At 53.3% G+C, this 20,062-nt stretch carries 18 protein-coding genes; 5 read left to right on the forward strand and 13 right to left on the reverse strand.

Translation table 11 applies throughout. From position 1 onward, the window contains the following. Nucleotides 1-11 precede the first annotated feature (11 nt). Nucleotides 12-839 (reverse strand): alpha/beta fold hydrolase, encoded by an 828-nt coding sequence (locus FHT67_RS27070; RefSeq protein ID WP_132312315.1) that lies wholly within the window; start codon nt 837-839, stop codon nt 12-14. Between the two features lie 45 nt (nt 840-884). Then, complete coding sequence (gene yyaC, locus FHT67_RS27075; RefSeq protein ID WP_167201945.1) at nt 885-1,436, reverse strand: spore protease YyaC; 552 nt, start codon at nt 1,434-1,436, stop codon at nt 885-887. A 150-nt stretch (nt 1,437-1,586) separates the two neighbouring features. Between yyaC and FHT67_RS27080 the strand changes: the two genes are divergently transcribed. Continuing rightward, nucleotides 1,587-1,814 carry a DUF1128 domain-containing protein gene (locus FHT67_RS27080; RefSeq protein WP_208403618.1) on the forward strand — a complete coding sequence of 76 codons (228 nt, stop codon included), beginning with the start codon at nt 1,587-1,589 and terminating at the stop codon, nt 1,812-1,814. A 244-nt stretch (nt 1,815-2,058) separates the two neighbouring features. Here FHT67_RS27080 and FHT67_RS27085 read toward each other — a convergent pair whose 3' ends face one another. The 4 genes from FHT67_RS27085 to FHT67_RS27100 form a co-directional block, all read right to left on the reverse strand. Continuing rightward, nucleotides 2,059-2,529, reverse strand: coding sequence for a hypothetical protein (locus FHT67_RS27085; protein ID WP_167201946.1), 471 nt, complete (start codon nt 2,527-2,529; stop codon nt 2,059-2,061). Between the two features lie 370 nt (nt 2,530-2,899). Then, a complete protein-coding gene (locus tag FHT67_RS27090; RefSeq protein ID WP_167201947.1) occupies nt 2,900-4,489 on the reverse strand; it encodes a UDP-glucose--hexose-1-phosphate uridylyltransferase in 1,590 nt (529 codons plus the stop codon). 36 nt (nt 4,490-4,525) lie between these two features. Then, on the reverse strand, nt 4,526-5,512 hold the full coding sequence (galE, locus tag FHT67_RS27095; protein ID WP_132312326.1) for a UDP-glucose 4-epimerase GalE: 987 nt from the start codon (nt 5,510-5,512) through the stop codon (nt 4,526-4,528). A 34-nt stretch (nt 5,513-5,546) separates the two neighbouring features. Next, nucleotides 5,547-6,716 carry a galactokinase gene (locus FHT67_RS27100; RefSeq protein WP_167201948.1) on the reverse strand — a complete coding sequence of 390 codons (1,170 nt, stop codon included), beginning with the start codon at nt 6,714-6,716 and terminating at the stop codon, nt 5,547-5,549. Between the two features lie 190 nt (nt 6,717-6,906). Here FHT67_RS27100 and FHT67_RS27105 point away from each other — a divergent pair, with 190 nt between their 5' ends. Further along, entirely contained in the window at nt 6,907-7,770 is an 864-nt protein-coding gene (locus FHT67_RS27105) for an AraC family transcriptional regulator (RefSeq protein WP_132312333.1), read from the forward strand. A 24-nt stretch (nt 7,771-7,794) separates the two neighbouring features. Further along, nucleotides 7,795-9,057: an NAD(P)/FAD-dependent oxidoreductase gene (locus FHT67_RS27110; RefSeq protein WP_243867512.1), complete on the forward strand. Its 1,263-nt coding sequence runs from the start codon at nt 7,795-7,797 to the stop codon at nt 9,055-9,057. Nucleotides 9,058-9,133: 76 nt separating this feature from the next. On the opposite strand, the gene FHT67_RS27115 is transcribed toward FHT67_RS27110, so the two are convergent. Continuing rightward, nucleotides 9,134-9,703 carry a general stress protein gene (locus FHT67_RS27115; RefSeq protein WP_165930815.1) on the reverse strand — a complete coding sequence of 190 codons (570 nt, stop codon included), beginning with the start codon at nt 9,701-9,703 and terminating at the stop codon, nt 9,134-9,136. Between the two features lie 172 nt (nt 9,704-9,875). Between FHT67_RS27115 and FHT67_RS27120 the strand changes: the two genes are divergently transcribed. Beyond that, complete coding sequence (locus FHT67_RS27120) at nt 9,876-11,045, forward strand: magnesium transporter CorA family protein (protein WP_167201950.1); 1,170 nt, start codon at nt 9,876-9,878, stop codon at nt 11,043-11,045. A gap of 29 nt (nt 11,046-11,074) precedes the next feature. Here the strand turns inward: FHT67_RS27120 and thrS are convergent, their stop codons facing one another. Next, nucleotides 11,075-12,988, reverse strand: coding sequence for a threonine--tRNA ligase (gene thrS / locus FHT67_RS27125; protein ID WP_167201951.1), 1,914 nt, complete (start codon nt 12,986-12,988; stop codon nt 11,075-11,077). Between the two features lie 430 nt (nt 12,989-13,418). On the opposite strand from thrS, the gene FHT67_RS27130 reads away from it, so the two are divergent. Continuing rightward, nucleotides 13,419-14,270 (forward strand): lipase family protein, encoded by an 852-nt coding sequence (locus FHT67_RS27130; protein WP_243711805.1) that lies wholly within the window; start codon nt 13,419-13,421, stop codon nt 14,268-14,270. 40 nt (nt 14,271-14,310) lie between these two features. Here FHT67_RS27130 and FHT67_RS27135 read toward each other — a convergent pair whose 3' ends face one another. The 5 genes from FHT67_RS27135 to efeB all read right to left on the reverse strand — a co-directional run bounded on the left by FHT67_RS27135 (nt 14,311) and on the right by efeB (nt 20,060). Beyond that, nucleotides 14,311-15,015: a hypothetical protein gene (locus FHT67_RS27135; RefSeq protein ID WP_132312343.1), complete on the reverse strand. Its 705-nt coding sequence runs from the start codon at nt 15,013-15,015 to the stop codon at nt 14,311-14,313. A gap of 69 nt (nt 15,016-15,084) precedes the next feature. Continuing rightward, a complete protein-coding gene (locus FHT67_RS27140) occupies nt 15,085-16,476 on the reverse strand; it encodes a glycoside hydrolase family 26 protein (RefSeq protein ID WP_167201952.1) in 1,392 nt (463 codons plus the stop codon). A 193-nt stretch (nt 16,477-16,669) separates the two neighbouring features. Further along, nucleotides 16,670-16,882: a hypothetical protein gene (locus tag FHT67_RS27145; RefSeq protein ID WP_167201953.1), complete on the reverse strand. Its 213-nt coding sequence runs from the start codon at nt 16,880-16,882 to the stop codon at nt 16,670-16,672. 43 nt (nt 16,883-16,925) lie between these two features. Further along, nucleotides 16,926-18,749 carry an FTR1 family iron permease gene (locus tag FHT67_RS27150; protein ID WP_167201954.1) on the reverse strand — a complete coding sequence of 608 codons (1,824 nt, stop codon included), beginning with the start codon at nt 18,747-18,749 and terminating at the stop codon, nt 16,926-16,928. Nucleotides 18,750-18,767: 18 nt separating this feature from the next. Beyond that, nucleotides 18,768-20,060, reverse strand: coding sequence for an iron uptake transporter deferrochelatase/peroxidase subunit (gene efeB, locus FHT67_RS27155; protein WP_167201955.1), 1,293 nt, complete (start codon nt 20,058-20,060; stop codon nt 18,768-18,770). Nucleotides 20,061-20,062: the final 2 nt, after the last annotated feature.

Genomic DNA, 20,062 nt, shown 5'->3' on the forward strand with positions numbered 1-20,062 from the left:
TCCCCTAATAGCTAATTAAGCTTGTTTATGAACCGCAGCACGGCTTCCGCAAAAGCCTCAGGCTGCTCCACCATGCCCATATGGCCGGCATCCGCAAGCAGTTCGCGGGTAACGTTAGACCCGTCGACAACAAACGTGCGTTCCGCCGGAATAATTTGATCCTGCTCGCCCGCAAGGAGCAGGACCGGCAGCATAGTCCGCTTCAGCGCCTCCGTACGGTCGGGCCGCTCCTTCATCCCTTTGGCTGCGCCAATCGCGCCGGCCGCGCTTGTCCCTCTGCCAATGGCAATGGAACGCTCTACCTGATCTTGCATCGCCGATTTATTGTCCGGGGAATAAAGCTTCGGCACAAGTCCCTCTACAAAAGCGCCTACACCGTCCTTCTTGATCGCGGCTACGGCATTATCCCGGTTTTCCTTCGCCGCGTCGCTGTCGGGCAATGGCGTTGAATGAACCAGCCCAAACGCAGACAGCTTCGCTTCAAAGCGCTCGGCAAACGCCAGCGTAATATATCCTCCCAGCGAATGGCCAAGCACGCATGCCTTGGGAACGTTCAATTGATCCAGCATGGCGGCCAGATCATCCGCATACAATTCCATTGCATTCGTCTCCTCCGGTCCGGTTTCCCCGGAAGAGCTTCCATGTCCGCGCAGATCGGGCGCTATAATGCGGGCATGGCGGGCAAGCGGCTCTGCGACCCGCTCCCAATAGGCGGAGCTCCCGCAATAGCCGTGCAGCAGCACTACAACCGGTTTGTGATCCGTCTCGGAATCGTAATAAGCTAACGAGTTTCCGCTTGGCAGCGTAATCGCGTGATTGGCTATGGTAAGTTGAGTCATTCGTTTACTCCCTCTCAAATAGAATTGTCGCAAGCGCTAACTTTGTTATTTATCCGTCAACCCGGAGACTTGCTTCCAGACCTGGTCCACCAGCTCCGCAACCGTCTCGGCCATTTGCATGACGGTATACAGCGAGGTCGTTTGAAGCGTCATATAAGGCTTATGACTGGCGGCATTCACAACTCCCGCGATGCTGTAATCGCCGACGGCCGGCAGCCTGGCCCCCGTTGCTTGACCGGGCGTAAGCGGTCCCTGCGTGGCAATATACGTTCCGACGGACGATGGTTTGCCGAGGCAGGCGTCAACCGCAATGAACACGGCATGCTCCAGCCCGGCCGATTGCTCCAGCGCTTCTGCGAACCGCTTTGCGTCACAGGGCTGCTTTAGGGTTCCGAAGACATGCGGCCATCCCCGTTCTTCCAGCTTGGTGCCTACCAGCGGGCCAAAGCTGTCTCCGGTGGAGCGGTCCGTGCCGATACATAGGAATACGACCCGGCTCCGGTCAGGATGCCTCCCTGCGATTTGGGCCAGAAATGTCCGAAGACTCGCCACCCCGTTATCCGCCTGATCAGCTTGATCGATTGTCTTCCCTGACATGAAATACACCTGCTTTGTGTGTTCGTACAAATGGTAGTTTCTTTCATTGTACCCGAATTACACGGCATGGTTCAATTTGCGGGCATGGGATGCGTGAAATATGGTACAATGGCGAGAATAATGACAAGTAGCATGGAGAGGGGACTAATCATGGTGAATCTGGAAGAACAAACCCAGCAAAACGTCGAGTTTATGATCGAGGCCATCAAAACAAAGCTAAGAATGGCGACGGCAGCAGCAATGCAGGCTTCCCACTTCAGCATTGATCAATACGAGGATATCCGCGAATTGTATGAAGTTGTTGCTTCAAAGGAGAAATTCAGCATCAGCGAGGTTGAAGCTCTTGTATCGGAGCTTGGCAAGCTGCGCGGAAAATAGCGTCAATCAAGAAAGCACCGGCAGCGTTGGAACCTGCCGGTGCTATTTTGTACCTCCGCCGGACTTCGGGACGAAGCCTTCCGTCCTAGCTTTATGTTAGCCGTACTCAGAAAGTAACATTTTTTATTACAATCTTTACCACTAACAGCCATTAACTAGAATTTTTTAGACAGATGTTCAATAACGGCGGACGCATGAAAAAAAGGGGAGCTCCTATCCCAATCAGAGCTCCCCTTCCGCTGTCTTATTCGTTTGTTTCTTCGGCTTCCATGGAAGCCCCTGCCTCAGCCGATTCGATGGTCAAGCTGATTTGGACCGGCTTCTGCTCCCCCTTCAGGAAGAACGCCAGACGTTCCAGCTTTTCCGCCAGCTCCGAGCCTGTAAGCGTTGTATTCAACTGATAATTGAAATGGTCTGCCGGCTGTTCATCCTGCTGGCCATAAGTGCTGCGGCCTCTCCAGGCGCGTTCCTTGGATCCGCCCTGTTGAACCAGCAGCTGGTCCTGCATCGGGTAAAACTTATCGGATTTATTCACCACACGCTCGTAAATCCGCAGCTTCTTAAGCAGCATATAATATTGCGCCGAATGTTTGAAATTCCAAGCTTCCCGAATATCCTTAAGCGTATAGTCCATCTTCCAGCGCTTCAGCTTCTCGATCTGCTCCTCGGCATTCAGCTGCAAGAAATCATCTAAAGGCATAATTGCTTCCGGCATCTTGACCCCTCCGTTAACCTGAAATAAAAGCTCCAGATAAGCGTTGACTTTCCCCTTTATCAAAAAAAGAACACGTATCTTTCATTCCCGCAACAGAAAGCATAAGCTTTTCAACTGTCGAAAACTTATTTTCTGATTGGTGATAAAAATTGCCGCTGAAACGCGGCCGCTCATCTTCGAAGAGCTTCGATAAAAGTTTTTCTCAAAAATATAACAATGCGAATAGTTTATATTTTCATATAAAAAATACCATAATTTTTTTCGATTTACAAATTAATTTCTTTACAGATTTTAATTATTGCACATTCCTCATATGAAAAAACCGTCGTATATGCCTCAAAGGCAATACGACGGCTTTAGACCTATGCGATTAAGCTTGCTTCAGGCCGAATGCAGCCAGGAAACGCTGGAATGCGGCAAGGCCTTCTTCGGTTTGCTTGAACACGCCCGCATCCTTCAATACCTCGGAGAACTGGGCGCCTGTCTCGCCTTCCACAATAGCTTGCGCCTGTTCGTCCGTATTGGAAGCGCCATAGCGGGCTACCAGCGATTCAATCCATTCCGCGTGAAGACGAAGCGGATGATCCGGACTATGCAGCTCGTTATGGAGCGCTTCCGTCTTGCCGGTCAGGTAACCGGCAATCTGCTCAAGCTCAGCCTTCAAGCGGCCGGGAAGCACGGCTAGTCCCATAACCTCAATCAGACCGATATTTTCTTTCTTGATATGATGCAAATGCTGATGCGGGTGGAAAATCCCCATCGGATGCTCTTCGCTGGTCCGGTTGTTGCGAAGCACGAGATCAATCTCGTAAGCCCCGTCATCAAGCAGTCTTGCAATCGGGGTAATCGTGTTATGCGGCGTAAGCGAACCGTCGCCGTTTGCCGTGAAAGCATGCACGTCAACCGATTCGTCGCTGTAGCCGCGCCACGTGTCGAGCATCCGGCAGGCTGCCTGCAGGACATCGTCCTTCGATGCGCCATTAACGCGGACAACCGACATCGGCCAGTTCACGATGCTGAAACGAACGCCCGGCAAGGAAGGATCCGTAAACGAAGCCACCGGCTTAGCCTTCTCCATCGGGAAGGTGTGGCGTCCTGCCTGGAAGTGGTCATGGCTTAGGATCGAGCCGCCAACGATCGGCAGATCGGCATTGGAGCCGATGAAATAATGCGGGAACTGCTCCACGAAGTCCAGCAGGCGCTTGAAGGTGCCGTGCGAGATCACCATAGGCTCATGGGCGCCTTTGAATACGATGCTATGCTCGTTATAGTACACGTACGGCGAGTATTGGAAGTACCACTGCTGGTTATCCAGCGTCAGGGGCAATACGCGCAGGTTTTGGCGCGCCGGATGATCCGCGCGGCCGGCGTAGCCTACGTTCTGCTCGCAGAGCAGGCATTTCGGGTAATGAGCCTGCGGCAGGGTTTTGAGCAGCGCAATTTCCTTGGGATCCTTCTCGGGCTTCGACAAGTTGATCGTAATTTCCAGCTCGCCGTACTCGGTTTCGTGCAGCCAATATTTATTTTTCCGGATGCGATCCATCCGGATGTAGTTGGAATCGATGCTCAGCTTGTAAAAAGCGTCCGTTGCCGCCTTGATGCCGGCTTCGGCCGTTGTCTTGCGGAACGCAGCCGCAGCTTCGGATGGACGCGGCATAAGCAGCCCCATGATGCGGGCATCCAGCAAATCGCGGTATGTCAGAATGTTGTCTTCGATCAGGCCGATGGAATAACCGTAATCGAGCAAGGGCTCCAGCAGCGATACCGGGCTGTCCAGCTCTTCCTCCGGAATCTCGCCTTCATGCGGCTCCGTGAACTTGAACAGATCCAGCAGCGCATTACGCGAATAATTAACGTCAAGCGGCTCAATCATCCCTTGGCGAAGGGCAAATTGGACAAGCCTGTCGATCAGGACAAGCGCTTCCGCTGCGGTAACGGTCGTATTTTCTTTGACTGTCATGATGTAAAAAGCTCCTTTCCGTTCCTAGGCGGCTGCTTAGTTGCTGTAGCCGTTAGGGTGATTGACGTGCCAGTTCCAGGCGCTGCGAATAATGTCCTCAAGATTTGCTCGGGATGGGTTCCAGCCCAGCTCCTTGCGGGCGCGTGCCGATGATGCAACCAGCGTAGCCGGGTCGCCTGCGCGGCGAGGCTCGATAACCGCTTTGATCTCGCGTTCCGTTACCTTGCGGGCAATCTCGATCACTTCTTTGACGGAGAAGCCTTGGCCGTTGCCGAGGTTGTAAATCGCGCTGTCCGAGCCTTTACGAAGCTTATCTACGGCAAGGACATGGGCATCAGCCAGATCGCTGACATGGATGTAGTCGCGGATGCAAGTGCCGTCCGGCGTTGCGTAATCATCGCCGAATACCGAGATATGCGGGCGTTGGCCAAGCGCTGCCTGGAGCACGATCGGAATCAGATGGGTTTCAGGGCTGTGATCTTCGCCGATTTTGCCGCTTGCGTGAGCGCCTGCTGCGTTAAAGTAACGAAGCGATACGTATTTGAGGCCATGAGCGACATCGAACCACTTCATCATTTTCTCCATCGCCAGCTTCGTTTCGCCGTAAGTGTTCGTTGGAAGCGTACGGTCGAATTCGTCGATAGGCACGTTCTCGGGCTCGCCGTAAGTGGCCGCCGTCGAAGAGAAGACGATCTTCTTTACGTCATGTTCGATCATTTTTTCCAGCAGGCAGAGCGTGCCGTACACATTGTTATGATAATATTTCGCAGGGTTTGTCATGCTCTCGCCAACCAGCGAGTTTGCTGCGAAGTGAATAACTGCGTCAATCTTGTTTTCTTTAAATACCGTATCCATAAATGCTGCATCGCGAAGGTCGCCTACGTACAGCTTGCCTCCAACAACCGCCTCGCGGTGACCTTGCTGCAGATTATCGACTACTACGATTTCTTCTCCGCGTTCTGCAAGAGCAGCCACGGCGTGCGAACCGATATAGCCCGCTCCTCCGGTTACCAATACTGCCATACTCCTCATCCCACTTTCTATATGTTTTATATGATTAAAGCTGTTCTACACCATTGCCGATGCTGCAAACGTAGAAGTCGGGAGCAAGTCCCGTTGCTTCCGTATATTTGCGTCCTACTTCTTCCTTGAAGCGTTCGATGCTGTCTTCGTGAACAAGCGATACGGTACAGCCGCCAAAGCCTGCGCCCGTCATACGAGAGCCAAGCACACCCGGAACCTGGCGTGCGGCAGCAACCATCGCGTCGAGCTCAGGACCCGTTACTTCATAAAAATCGCGGAGCGAGTCGTGCGAGCCGTTCATGTATTGGCCAAACGCTTCGAGATCATTTGCTTTCAGGGCATCCATCGAACGAAGAACGCGGTCGATCTCTTCGACTACGTGCTGCGCGCGGTTGCGGACAACTTCATCCTTGATCAGATGTTTGTTTGCGTTGAACTGCTCCAGGTTGATCTGGCCCAAAAGCTTCAGCTCGGGGAATGCCGCCTGCAGGTCAACAACGGCCTGCTCGCATTGTGAGCGGCGTTCGTTGTACGCGGAGTCTACAAGGCCGCGGCGTTTGTTCGTGTTGCCGATGACAAGCTTGTAAGCGCCGGATTGGAACGGAACAAGCTCGTATTCAAGCGTATCGCACATCAGCAGAATCGCGTGGTCCTTCTTGCCGTTAGCCACCGCGAACTGGTCCATGATGCCGCATTGCACGCCGTTGAATTCGTTCTCCGATTTCTGGGACAGTAGCGCAATTTGAACCGTGTCCGTAGGCTGGCCTTCCATCGTAAGCAAAGCGTAAGCCGTTACGACTTCAATCGATGCGGAAGAGGACAAGCCCGCGCCGTTCGGAATTTCACCGTGGAAGAGCAGATCGTAACCGTTGCTGAATTTGATACCCTTTTGCTCCAGTTCGTAAACGATGCCTTTCGGGTAGTTCATCCAGTCATCCGCTTCGTCGTACGCGATGTTGTCGATATCAAGCGATTTGGAGGAAGGAAAATTGGTTGTCGCGAGGCCAAGCTGGCGGTCATCGCGCTTGCGGATAAGCAAAGTTGTGCCGAACGTAAGTGCTGCCGGAAATACGTAACCGCCGTTATAGTCGGTATGCTCGCCGATCAGATTGACGCGTCCGGGTGCGTGAAAAGCTTTGATTCCCTCGGCTTCTCCGCCGAATTGCTGTATAAATTGTTGTGTAAGCTGTTGGATAGATGCCATATGCTTGCAACAGTCCTTTTTTGTATAATTTTTGAAGCCTTTGTTCTTTTTCAGTATAACGCAAGCCATTGTCCGAGCAAAATGGCGCAAAGTGCTTTTCACATGGATTTATGTGACTTTTAGCAAGGTGCTTGGCGTGATAATATGGGATTATTATAAATTCCATACCAGAAGGCAGGTGCCGTCAACTATGAGGCAAGATACTTATAAGGTAGCTTCCAATCCCGTCATTACGTACAACGAACACATGAATGTATTGTTTGCAGGCGAGAGCCAAACCAAACCGTCTCATCAGCGGGGACCTAAAGTATATGATTTTTATCTCATGCATACGGTGCTTGAAGGGAAAGGGGAATTCACCTGCGGGGGAAAAAGCTATACTCTGCAAGCAGGGGATACCTTCCTGATCGAGCCGGAGGCGCTTGTCAGCTACGTATCCGACGCGGACGAGCCTTGGTTGTACCGCTGGGTAGCGTTTAACGGCCCGCAGGCAGCCGAGCTTGCGCTGGCAGCGGGCTTCTCGGTGGCCAATCCCGTTGTCGAGACGTCGCGCATCAGGCGCGTTGGCGTTCTCTACAACCATATATTCGGCGTTTTCCGCAAGAACGACCCCGCTGCCCATCTGAAGGCGGCCGGTTATTTACAGCTGCTGCTGGCCGAATTTTGCGCGGTTCGTCAGCTTTCGGAAGATAATGCCGCTATGACCGCCATGGACGACACCGATAAACTGATTCAGCAGATGATTCATTATTTATCAACCCAATACGCCCAGCCCGTGTCTATCGAGCAAATGGCCGAATCCTTCGGCTACAATCGGGCTTACCTTTCCCGGGTATTCAAACGTTATACAGGCGAATCGCCGATTACGTTCCTCCTCAAGCTTCGGATCGACAAAGCCCGCCAAATGATCCGGGAACGCGAAGGTCTTACGATCGAACAGATTGCGGCCTCTGTCGGGCTCCAGGACTCCTTGTACTTCTCCAAGCAGTTCCGCCGCTTTTATGGCTTATCCCCTTCCGCCTACCGCGAATCCATGCGTCAATTGAAGACGTAGCGGGTATTCAAGATTAACCCATAATTGGGCATATTAACGGGCGAGGTGATCTTTATGAAGGAGCTGCACAGCGGCCGGCTGTTCTGGCCGACTACCGAGGAGCAATATAAGGAATACTCCGCTCTATCGGAAGACATACAAGTGCAGGTGGCCATTATCGGGGGCGGAATGTCGGGATCCATGTGTGCCTATGCGTTGCAACATATCGGTATCAACGTCGCAATTTTGGAGAGAGAAACGATTGCGGGCGGAAGTACCTCCGCCAATACGGGATTATTGCAGTTTTCCAATGATATTATGCTAAGCGAATTGATCGGGCAGATCGGAAGGCGGGCTGCCGTAAGCTTCTATGCTGCCTGCAAGGACGCCGTTGCGCAAATTGGCAAGGTATCAGGCAAGCTGGCAGCCAATTCCCACTTTGTGCCGCGAAGCAGCCTTTATTACGCCAGCTCGGAGCAGGATCTTCCGAAGCTTCGGAAGGAATACGAAACCTTGAAGCAGAACGGCTTTGACGTCGGCTTTTGGGAAGCGGACGCCATCTCCAAGCATTTCCCTTTCCGCCGCTCGGGGGCTATTATAACGAACGGCGATGCCCAAATTAACCCGTTCCGGTTCGTTCACGGAATGGCTGAAGCCGCAACGGCAAACGGCGCGCGCATATTCGAGCACACGGATGTGGTATCTCATGAGAGTACCGCAGACGGCAAGCATCAACTTGCAACCGCCAGCGGGCATGCCGTATTAGCGGACAAGGTCATATACGCCGTCGGTTATGAACCCGAAGAGCTTCGGGGACAGTTAATCAAGCCGGTGATGAACCGTTCCTTTGCCGCTGTAACCGCCGTACAAGACAAGAACAAGCTGCTTCATTGGCATAAACAGATGCTGATCTGGGAAACGGACCGACCTTACTTATATATGAGAACGACTATGGACGGACGCGTGATCATAGGAGGGCTCGATGAACCAACCGAGCATCCCATTGACGGCGAGAAAGAACGCAGCAAACGAATAGACAGACTCTATGACAAGCTGACCGCGCATTTTCCGATGCTTGACGCCCCGTTCGAGTACGAATGGAGCGCGACCTTTGGAGAATCCGTCGACAATCTGCCTTTTATCGGAGAGGATCCGGGTATGCCCGGCGTTTATTATTGCCTGGGATACGGCGGCAACGGCACGGTGTACAGCATGATGGCCTCCAATATACTCCTTGGTCTCATCAAAGAAGGGCATCATCCGCTCGTCGATATCGTTGGGCTGAAGCGGCCAACCCTTCAAGCGTAAGATTGGCTCCCGATGCAGCCGCATACAAAAAGGGATTCAGCCTATAGCCGAATCCCTTCTTCTATTTCCGGCGAACTCAGGAGCCGTGGAAAATCCGCTTCGCTCCATGCTGCCTGAAGATGCCCTCCGCAATGCCAAGTCGCGACAGGTCCGGACCGCCATCCTTGTCCAGCAAGGATTTGCTCTCTTCGGACTCAATAATCACTAAGGTTGCGCCTTCCCGGATGGAGTCACGGCAGGATGCCGCTTCCTGCTCCTCCAGTCCAAGGGCCATCATAGCCCCTTCAATATGATCTTCATCGCCGAAAATATAATCGCCGGTTAACGTATTTCCCATGGCTGTCAGCCCCGCGGCCGCAAATCCCGGGTTCCATGAGCCGCCTCCCGTCAGACCGATGGCCGGGATAAAAGCGGCTCCCGTCCAAGCCCTTCCTCGGCTTTCGTCCCTCTCCGCTTCGTTTGCTGTCTGCGCCAGCTCCGTCAGCTCGTCGACATGGATGTCGCTTTCGGCTTCGATGCGACGGGAATGCTCGCTGTCCTTCGCGAGGATCTTCATTTCCCCTTGGACGAATCCGGCTTGCTCAAGGGAATGAATGGTATCGATTACCTGCTGCTGTGTAGCAAATGATCCAATTATTTTAGCCATTGTCTCATCATCCTCCTCTTCTTCCTTCAAGGTAGTTATACCCTGTTTCATCCGCAATCAATCTCGGTTATCTCGGTTATAGGAAGGTTGTGCAAGAAGACCGTTCAGGTTATGATGAAGAGTAAGCGACATGGAATCCGGAATTTAGACAGGCACAAACGGGAGGTAAACAATGATTCACAGGATGCTTCGCTATCCCGCGGACTGGGAATGGCATGTGCTTCAGCTGGAACGGCCTCCGATGGAGACAACGGAGGAGCTGCCCAAGCGCAAGGACAATCGAAAAAAACCTGAACCGTCTAAGGCATCGATGACATTTACCACACCTCCTGTAACAGACGATGATATCGAAGAGCAGTTGAAATGCAAGCGCCTCCTTCCCGAATGCTCAAGCTGGCTGGACGAATGCTGGGGCAGACAGGTCAATAAGGTTACCGTAAAGCATTATGCGAATCAGGGAACAATCGTGTCGGGCACCTTGATGCTGCAGGCCTCCGAGGAAATGACCGATGTGCAGCCTTTTCACTTCTGGCTTACGGTCGATAAGCTTGTTACCCTTCACACGGACCTGCGCCTCATGATTCGCCTGCAGGATGATTCCGTTACTTCCCGGCTCAAGGATTGCGCATCCGCTCCCGAAGCCTTCTTTATTATGCTGGGGCAGCTGCTTGGCCCGTTTCATACGGGACTCGACGGCTTTGAAAAAAGGCTGGGCGAGCTAGAGCAGGCTATGCGGATCTCGAACCGAACGGGGCTGCTCGACGTTATCTTCGAACGCCGGTATGACTTATTGCACTGGAGCCATCTTTTTATCCCCATCCGGGAGCTGTACGGTGCGGCTCAGGAAGCTTTTATGGACACGCTGACCGAGACGGAGGTATTCAAGAGAACGACCTACAAGCTGGACCGGATTGATTCTCTGCTGAAGCATTACGCGCTCGAGATCGATACGCTGATTTCGATGGATGATGCGCTCTCCAGCTTCCGCGGCAACGATATTATGAAGACGCTGACGATTTTCACCGTCATCTTTACGCCCGCAACGGTTATCGGCGCCCTGTGGGGAACAAACTTCAAACCGCTTCCTTGGGACAATCATCAGCTGGGCTTTGCGGGAATGTGCGTCGTTATCCTGTTTATTACCATCCTGATTTATGTCTGGTTATGGCAAAAAGGCTGGACCGGCGATCTGCTCACGGGACGGGAATCGGGCAAGAATAAGAAAAATCAAAAGCAGGCCGTGAATCTCGAAGAACAGTTAACCGATAGAGAGGACCAGGGCATGAGGACGGAGCCGGATCTGTCCAAGCTGTCACGAAAAAGGCGCTCCAAGACGATTTAACATCGTCAGGAAGCGCCTTTTTCCATTTCCTATCTCCTTCTATGGAGCTCCTCGGCAATCGTTTCCGCGAACTCTTCCAGCTGCTGCACGGCTCCTTCCGCCTCGCCGCGTTTGCGGACCGACACGCTGCCGCTTAGACGCTCGTTCTTTCCTGCCACAAGCATATAAGGAACCTTTTCGAGCTGGGCTTTCCGGATTTTATTGCCGAGCTTTTCGCAGCGCGCATCGATTTCTACCCGTATTCCCGCCTGAATAAGCCGGGCTTTGACCTGAAGCGCGTAATCCAGCTCATGCTCCGATACCGGAATGATCTTCGCTTGCACCGGGGCCAGCCAGATCGGAAAAGCTCCGCTGTAATGCTCGGTCAGAATACCAATGAACCGGTCAAGAGAACCGTAAACCGCGCGGTGGATGACAACCGGCCGCTGCTTCTTGTTGTCCTCGCCGATATAGGACAGATCAAACTTCTCCGGCATCTGAAAATCGAGCTGGATGGTTCCGCATTGCCAGCTTCTCTTCAGGGCATCAACGATATGGAAGTCGATTTTCGGCCCGTAAAAGGCGCCGTCTCCTTCATTAACGCGGTAATTCACCCCGTGTGCATCCAGCACATTCTTAAGAGACTGCTCGGCTTCATCCCACAGCTCATCCGAACCCATATAATCGGCAGGCCGGGTCGACAGCTCTACGGTATAGGCAAAGCCGAATACCTTGTACACCTCGCCGATTAAACTCATTACCTTGCCGATCTCCTCTTCGATCTGATCCGGACGGACAAAGAGATGGGCGTCATCCTGACAGAAGGTACGTACCCTCATCATGCCGCCTAGTGCCCCCGACAGCTCGTGACGGTGCACCTGGCCGAACTCTGCCAGACGTACCGGGAGCTCCCGGTAAGAGCGCAGGCTGTTCTTGAAGATCAGCATATGCCCCGGGCAGTTCATCGGCTTTAAGGCAAATTCGGCCTCGTCAACCTTGCTGAAATACATATTGTCCTTGTAATGCTCCCAATGTCCCGACTGCTCCCACATGCGCTTGTTCATCATAAACGGCGTGCGAACCTCTTCATAATCGTGAAGATGAAGAAGCTCCCGGGAGAAGCTTTCCAGCGCAGTCCTTATCGCCATTCCTTTGGGCAAATAGAACGGCATCCCCGGAGCTTCCTCCGAGAACATAAACAGCTCCAGCTCTTTGCCCAGCTTGCGGTGATCCCGCTTCTTTGCCTCTTCCAACTGGTACAAATGGTCGGCTAGCTCAGTCTTGCTGAGGAACGCTGTACCATAGATGCGCTGCAGCATCTTATTGTCGGAATTGCCCCGCCAATAAGCACCTGCCACGTGAAGCAGCTTGAAGGCTTTGATCCGGCCGGTGGAAGGCAAGTGCGGTCCCCGGCACAGATCCGCGAATTCTCCTTGCTCGTAAATGCGGATCACTTCTCCTTCGGGCAAATCCCGGATCAGCTCCAGCTTGAGGGGCTCCTCTCTCTGCTCGAAAAGAGCCAGCGCTTCCTCCCGCGATACAACCCTCCGCCTGATCGGCAAGTTCTCCTTAACGATGCTCCGCATTTCCTTCTCAATGGCTTCCAGATCCTTTGTCGAAAGCGTATGAGCAAGGTCTACATCGTAATAAAAGCCATCTTCAATCACCGGTCCGATGCCCAGCTTTACCGCTTCGCCTCCGTACAACCGTTTAATTGCCTGCGCAAGCACATGTGCGGTACTATGCCGGTAAATATAAAGCCCTTCCGGACTGTCAAGAGCAAACAGGTCGATTCGGCTGCCGTCGCCAAACGGCTCATTAAGATCGGCCAACGTGCCGTTGATTGCCCCCGCTATTATTGTTTTCTTCCAATCGGCATCCATTGATTCCGCTACCTGCGCAATGGTCGTGCCTTGCAATACCCTCCTTAGGCTTCCGTCTGGCCAAACAGCTTGAATCTCCATCTTTGCTCCTCCATTTCTTCGCAAGTTTTTGCGAACGCAAAAAAACGCAGCTCTCCCTGCAAGGGACGAGTGCGTTCTGCTCGTGGTTCCACCCTAATTCCATCCCGTGCTTTGCCGGCGCGGCGATGCTCATTGGAATCCGTTAACGGGGATCGGACGGTTACGTGTACTGCCGCAATTCGCGTGCGGGTTCCAGGTCACAGCTGCAAAGCGGTAATCCCGATCTTTCACCGAAGAAGCTTTCAGCCGGGGCTTCTTTCTCTGGACGGATATAGGGAAGGAGATCATGTCTTTGGTCATAGCCTTCGTATGAAATTGTTATTATGTTACAATGCTTTATTTCAAAAAGTCAAGAGGAATCAGTTCCCCATACAAGCGCCCAGACATAGTATACATAACCAGCCCAAGATAAGAGCGGAGGGATCCGTATATGGCAAAAACAACGAGAAGGTCCAATACCAATGCGACAACGGCGTTGCCAAGGCCTATGAGACAAGGTCAGCCGCAGCAATTCGATCTCCGCATCGCCCTGTTTCTTGCCGGTATCGCTGGACAGACTTACTCCCAATTCGAGAATAAGGACGGCCTTTTCCTTGTCCCCCGAGGGTACGAATTCGTGGGAGCTTTCTCTGCCAAAGCTTATGACGATACAGAGGAGCGCTTTGGCTTTGTTTTGCAATCGGACCGTTCTTCCGTGCTAGCCTTCCGGGGCTCCGGTTCAGCCGTGGACTGGGTATCGGACTTTATTGCCCAGCAGACGACCTACCGTCCCGTTAAAAATGCCGGCCAAACCCACAAAGGCTTTACCGACATTTATACATCAACCCGCTCGCAGGTGCTTGATTTGATCGGGCAGCTGCCGGTCGAAAAACCGTTATTCATTACCGGCCATAGTCTCGGTGGAGCGCTAGCAACCCTGGCTGCGCTCGATATCGCCGTCAACACGCCGTTTACCGCGCCTATCGTTTATACCTTTGGCGCCCCGAGGGTCGGGGATACGCGCTTCGTCAAGCTGTACAACAACACGGTAGAGACGCATTGGCGCCTCCAGAACGAATACGATATCGTTCCCCATCTGCCGCCGCTCGTGTACCAATCTCCGGATACGAAGAAAACGTATTTCTATATGCATGTCAAAGGCGAGGTAAAACGTTCCTTCCGGATGGGCTCGGTATCCGGCAATCATATCCTGAGCAGCTATTTTGCCGATTTGTGCGGCGAGGAGCCGCAATTCGCCGAGGCGGTATGCTCGGAGCCGCCCGGCTGGTGCCCGCTGACTTAAGCAAAAAAAACTCCGCGCCATGGCGGAGTTTTTTGCTTTTTCAAAACCAGGATTGAAGGAGCCAGTCCCGTACCCGGTTAATGGTCTTATCCAGATTGCATACCGAGTTCTGATCCACATATGGCGTCTGATGACAGAAATAATGAGCATGTCCGCCGATTAACGGAATCCCTTCCACAATAGACGGAGAATATTTGAAGCGATTCCAGCGGGGAACGGATGCCCCTTCCGCTGACCACCCTCCCCAGGTTCCAATCCGGCTGATCGGGTCGCTTAGCTTCCCTTCCTTGTCAACGGAATGGAGAAAACATACTTTATCCCTCAGCTCCGGATGAATCGGAATACGAGGCGAGCCCACCTGAACAATCCGGAAATTTCGGTTCAGACGCTGCTGATGCAGCATTTTCCCCGCCTGGTAGGCTGCTGCCCCTCCTCCGCTGTGTCCGATAAAAAGAATCGGCTCCTCCGAGCTCTTCATCGTTTCCTTTACTTGCTGGAATGCCGCGCGCCCGCCAATCCGGCCAATGGACAAGCGGTTGGTCAGATCCGTGCCGACTTCAACAATTTGCCTGTACAGATTACGGCTGACATCTCCATACGGGTGCAAAATATGAATGATTGGCTCGCGGCCATCGGCCCGGAATATCCGGTCAAGCTGATTTCGGCATTCGTCAAAGTAGCCTTTTGTAGTAGCAACGCCAGCCAGCAGGTAAATCCGTATAGGGGAGCCGCTGATCGCTGTCATGATTCATCCCTCCGTTCATGCTGTGTTAATGGAATTGTGTACTTTCATTATGCGGGGGGATAAGCGGTTTCATTCCTCCATGTAGATGTGAATTCCATTCCAGCTGATCCGGTAGCCAAGCTCCTTGGCTGCCAGAATAAGGGGCAGGGCCTGTATGTCCCTCCATAAAGGGGTGATCCCGTTCAATTTGTATCCGCTCCATATTTTATGCGAAACGACCGGAACCCGCGCCACTCTTGGTATTCCGTCGTCCCACCGGATCAGCTGGACCGTTCCGTCGTTTATCTTCTCCACTTCCGCCTGCAGGATCCGTCTGAAGAAATCTTCGTCCACGTAAAGCTCCCCGTCAAGTTCGAATACGTGACCGCGGTAAGTGAACGGCTGATTCACGATTGAGGGAGTTTCGCTTCCTTCATGGTCCGCCAAACGGCTCAAATAATATGGGCTGGCTATTGCCTGTCTATAAGCTTCGAGGATTCGGGGTTCACCCGTAATCGAATAATCATTAATGCGTCGCACCTCATTATATTCCGCAAGATTGTTCACATCGAAATAATATACAGCCTTTACCCTCGGATATAGCACGGGAAGGCTGGCATACAGCCGATTGATTTTCGCAATGGCAAACCCGTTATCCTTCACCCCGTCGGTCACCGTATAATGGGTAGCGCCGTATTCCGACAGCTGAATCGGCTTGGTCCTGCTGAACCGGTTGTACACGTAATCAATCATCTGAAGCGGATCCTCGAAATCCGACGGCTGCTTGATATCCCCGTTATGATATCTTACGTTATAAACGTTGATCCCTACCCAATCCACGTAAGAATCACCCGGATAATAGCTGTCGATCGGACGCTCCGGCACATTCAGGACGGTCCAGACCATGGCCGTTTTTGGGGCGATTTTCTCGAACACGTCATGAACCATTCTCCAGGTCTTTATATAGAGCTCCGGGTCTCCGCTGTAATTCGTCCAGGTTCCGTTCATTTCGGATGCGAAACGCAGAAAAATCGGCACATCGGCCTTGCGGGCCGCCTCGGCAAATCTCCTCAGGTAAGCATCATCCTTCACCTTGGCCAGCCCGTCGTTAGGCTCCCAGGCAATATGAGGGAAAGCGCCCGCTTCCTTCACTTCCGCTACCCACTCGGCCGGAAACGCCTCTCCGTAACCGACATATTTGAAAAAGCTGGCATGCTGCTTCCCTGCTAATGTATTGAACTCCGCCATGCTGTAATGGACGGTTGAGTTCTGAAGCACATAGGCACCTAAATAGGCGCCGGACTCCGGCTCGGCTTTGCCTAGCTTGTAATTCGGATGCGAGGATGAGACATGGATCGTCCACTCCGAATAATGCGCCTCTTCCCCTTGAACGGCGGCCGCAGTTGAATTAACGGGCGAATTCTGTTTTCTAGCAGCGCTTTCTGCCCCTTCCAGCATGACGATGAGAGCGCAAACGAGCATAAGGCCGGGCAGCTTACGGCAATGCGTTAACCAATAGCTCAGCAGGGGAACCTCCTCCTCTTCTCTATTCCAAGGATGAGGCAAAGAGGCGGCATTTATACGTATTTGGCGGGGTTCGGACGATGCTATTGAAAAGGGCTGCCTCTACCTAGTCCCGAATTGACTAGTTAAAGACAGCCCCTGCATGATTGTATTAAACACCCATTTTTTTGCGCTGGTTGTTTACTTTTTTCGTATTCTGGCTCTTCATAGCCTGCGTAGCAGTCGTTTGATGCTTCTGACCTGCTGCTCCGTTTTGCCCTTGCTTCTTCTGAGCAAGAAGCTGCTTCGCTCGTTCAGCCTGTGTAAGCGGCTTAGCTTGCACTGGCGCCTCGGCTTGAACCTCGTTCTGTTCATTGGCGGACATATGATCACCTCACTTTAATGTACTCAGCATATCAAGTGAAACGTCAATCGGCAAGCCCCCTGGCCGGGACTTTGCGAAGTTGTACAATTCCGATTCTTGTTAATATAACCGCAAGGACGAACAGCTGCGGAATCGTTGTCTCCCATGTCGGGTATACGCCCAGGAAACCAATCGCGGCAAGCGAATCCGAGGAATGCGCCGGAAGCCACGAGGCTACCTGAAGGGAATGAATGCTTTCCCCGAGGAAACGGACTACCAGGTAATAGATTAGAGCCGATGCCGTTAGGAAAAAAGGCCGAATCGGCAGCTTCGCGCTAAATCGGATAATCGCAAAGCCGATGATCAAGAGCAGGAGGAACGTAACTCCGATTCCGAGGATCATCTGAACGGGGTCGATGGAGCCTGCCATTCCGATATAAAAGATTGTCGTCTCCGCGCCTTCCCGCAAAATCGCGAGCCCCGAGACGATAAATAGGGACCACAAGCTTCCCTTCGCAAGCGCATTGCCCATCCGGTCGTCGATGAATTTGTTCCAGGCCTGCAGATTCGATTTCTTATGCAGCCAATTGCCTACGGAAAGCATCAGAAGCACGGATACAAGCCCCGTAATCCCTTCCATGGCTTCCCGCGCGCTGCCCGCGGTTGCTTCCGCAATGACCGTTGTCAGGAGGACGGCAAGCGCGATGCTTAACAGCAGTCCCGTCCATACGCCCGACCATACCCATACATTTTTGGACTGATTGTCCGTGCGTTTCAAATAAGCAAGCAATGCCGCCAGAACGAGAATCGCTTCAAGTCCTTCCCTCAGCAGGATCATTCCCGCATCCCATGCCGTATATTTCGCCTCCGCCGTCATCGGCTCGAGCTGGCCGCGGATGTCGTCGATAACCGCTTCCGCCTTATCCGGCGACGGAGTTGCAGTCAGCAGGTATTTGGACACGTCGGTCATCTTGATCTCAATGTTCTGATAAGCCGCGGCGGACCGGATTTGCACCTGGCCCTCAACGGCTGGCCAGCTGCTGATGAACGATTGCATCTGACCGTCCGCTTCGGCGTAATGGTTTGCTGCAATATCTTTCGAAGCTTGATTCAATATCGCGATTAAATCCGCAATGGTAAGCCCTTCGGACTCCACGCTTGCCGCCGCGATCTTCCCGTCTTTATAGTCGTTGATAAGAGTGATCAGGTTTGCCGTATAAGTCTTGGCATCTTCGGCACGAGGCGGTTCGGCCTGCAGGGCAATCCGAATCATGCTCATGCTCGTCTCCAGCTTGCCGTACACGGTAAAGTTCTCGCTCCGAATCGATTGCTCAATCGGCGGCCAGCCGTCATTGATCTGCTTGTAAGCGGCATTCGCCTGCTCCCATTGTCCGCCTTCAATGCTGCTTAGCAGCTTCTCCGCCAGCGGCAGAAGGCTTGCGGCAGCGTCTTTCCCGGAAAGCGCCGGCACCTCGGCTGCTTTCTCGCTTTTCACAAACGTATTAATCGCTTTCGCCAGCGCCGATAGAGACGCCTTCGCTTCATCCGGCTTATCCGCCGCCTGATCCAGTGCTTTCGCGGCGTGAGCAATGGCTGAGGATACATCGGCGGAATCCGCCTTCGCCGCAGTCTTCAGCTGCTCCCAGCTCTCACCCGCCTGCCGGATATGATCCTTGGCATCCTGCCAATCTCCTTCTCCGGCCGCGGCAAGAGCGCCGCCAACGAGCGGCAGCAGCTTGTCGAGCTGTTCGGACGGCGATGATGCCGCCGCCAAAGCCGTGCTGTCGAAGTTAATCGCGGAAGCCGCGGCAACCGTCCCAATCCAAATCGCGATAAAGAGCAGCATTACCCGGGAGATTAAAGCTTTAGGTTGATGTTGTCGAGCCATATCAAGTCATTCTCCCTTCTACAATAACGTATCGCCGATATAGCCGCCTTCGCGTACGCCAGGGAAGCAGGCAAATACGGCGCTGCCGTTGTGAACGATATATTCATTCAAGGCATCCATCTGTCCAAGCTTCTGCTGCATCGGAATAAACTGCTTTCTCGTATCGCGGTTATAACAAATAAATAAGAGTCCGGCGTCAAACTGACCTGTCCGGTTATCCATCCCGCTGGAATAGGAATAGGAGCGGCGCAAAATCTTGACCGAGCCGTTCCCCCGCGCAAGCGCAACATGGGAATTTACCGGGATAAGCGGCTTTCCTTTCTCATCCTTCTTCGCGAGGTCCACCGGATCAAATTCGTTCTTGGAGCCGATCGGCGCACCGCTGCCGCGATGACGGCCAAATGTCGCTTCCTGATCGCCAAGGGTTGAACGGTCCCATACTTCGACCCGGATCCGGATGCGGCGGACAACCATGTAGCTGCCGCCGGCCATCCACGGCGTGCCGTCTCCGCTCTGCGCCCATACAACGTCGTTCATCAACGCTTCGTCCTTCGTATCCGGATTCCCGGTACCGTCCTTGAAGCCCATCAGGTTGCGGGGAGTCGCCCCCTTCGGATCGGAGCCGCCGGTACGCTGGAAGCCTTCCTGCGTCCAGCGCAGCACAGCCTTGCCCCTTGCAATGCGGGCCAGATTGCGGACCGCATGGAAGGCGGTCTGCATGTCGTTCGCATTCACTTGAACGCCAATATCGCCCCCGCACCATTCCTCGCGCAGCTCATCGCCGCCAAAGGCCGGCAAATCCACAAGCGCAGCCGGCCGTTTGGAGGCAAGACCAAACCTCGAGTCAAAGAAGGAAGGCCCCACTCCGAACGTAATCGTTGTTTTCGATGGGTTCAGCCCCGCGGCTTCGCCCGTGTCCGCAGGGGGAAGATTCAAATTATCATTTACTTCACCGATCATTTCGCCTCTTGCCATGGATGCGGAGGCTTCCGTCCAGGCCTTAAAAAGCTTTCGCACGTCATCGACCGATTCGGTCGTCAGATCAAAGGCGGCAAACATCAAAAAGTCCTGCGCAGGTGTCGTTATGCCGGCCTGATGCTTCCCGTAAAATTCAATCCGGTCCTCGCTGCTTAGCTTGGCAGCGCCCGAGACGGCATGGCCCTTCGCTCCGAATATCGCACCAACGCCTGAAGCGCCAAGCAATAGCCCGGCGCCTCCAACCCCGGCCAGCCGCAATATATCCCGGCGGCTGATCGGCTTCTCCAATATGCTGTCTCCAGCTTGGTTATTCTTGCTGTTGTCTGTTGTCATGG

Origin of the sequence: Paenibacillus sp. BK720, assembly GCF_011761545.1 — a bacterium.
GTDB lineage: Bacteria > Bacillota > Bacilli > Paenibacillales > Paenibacillaceae > Pristimantibacillus.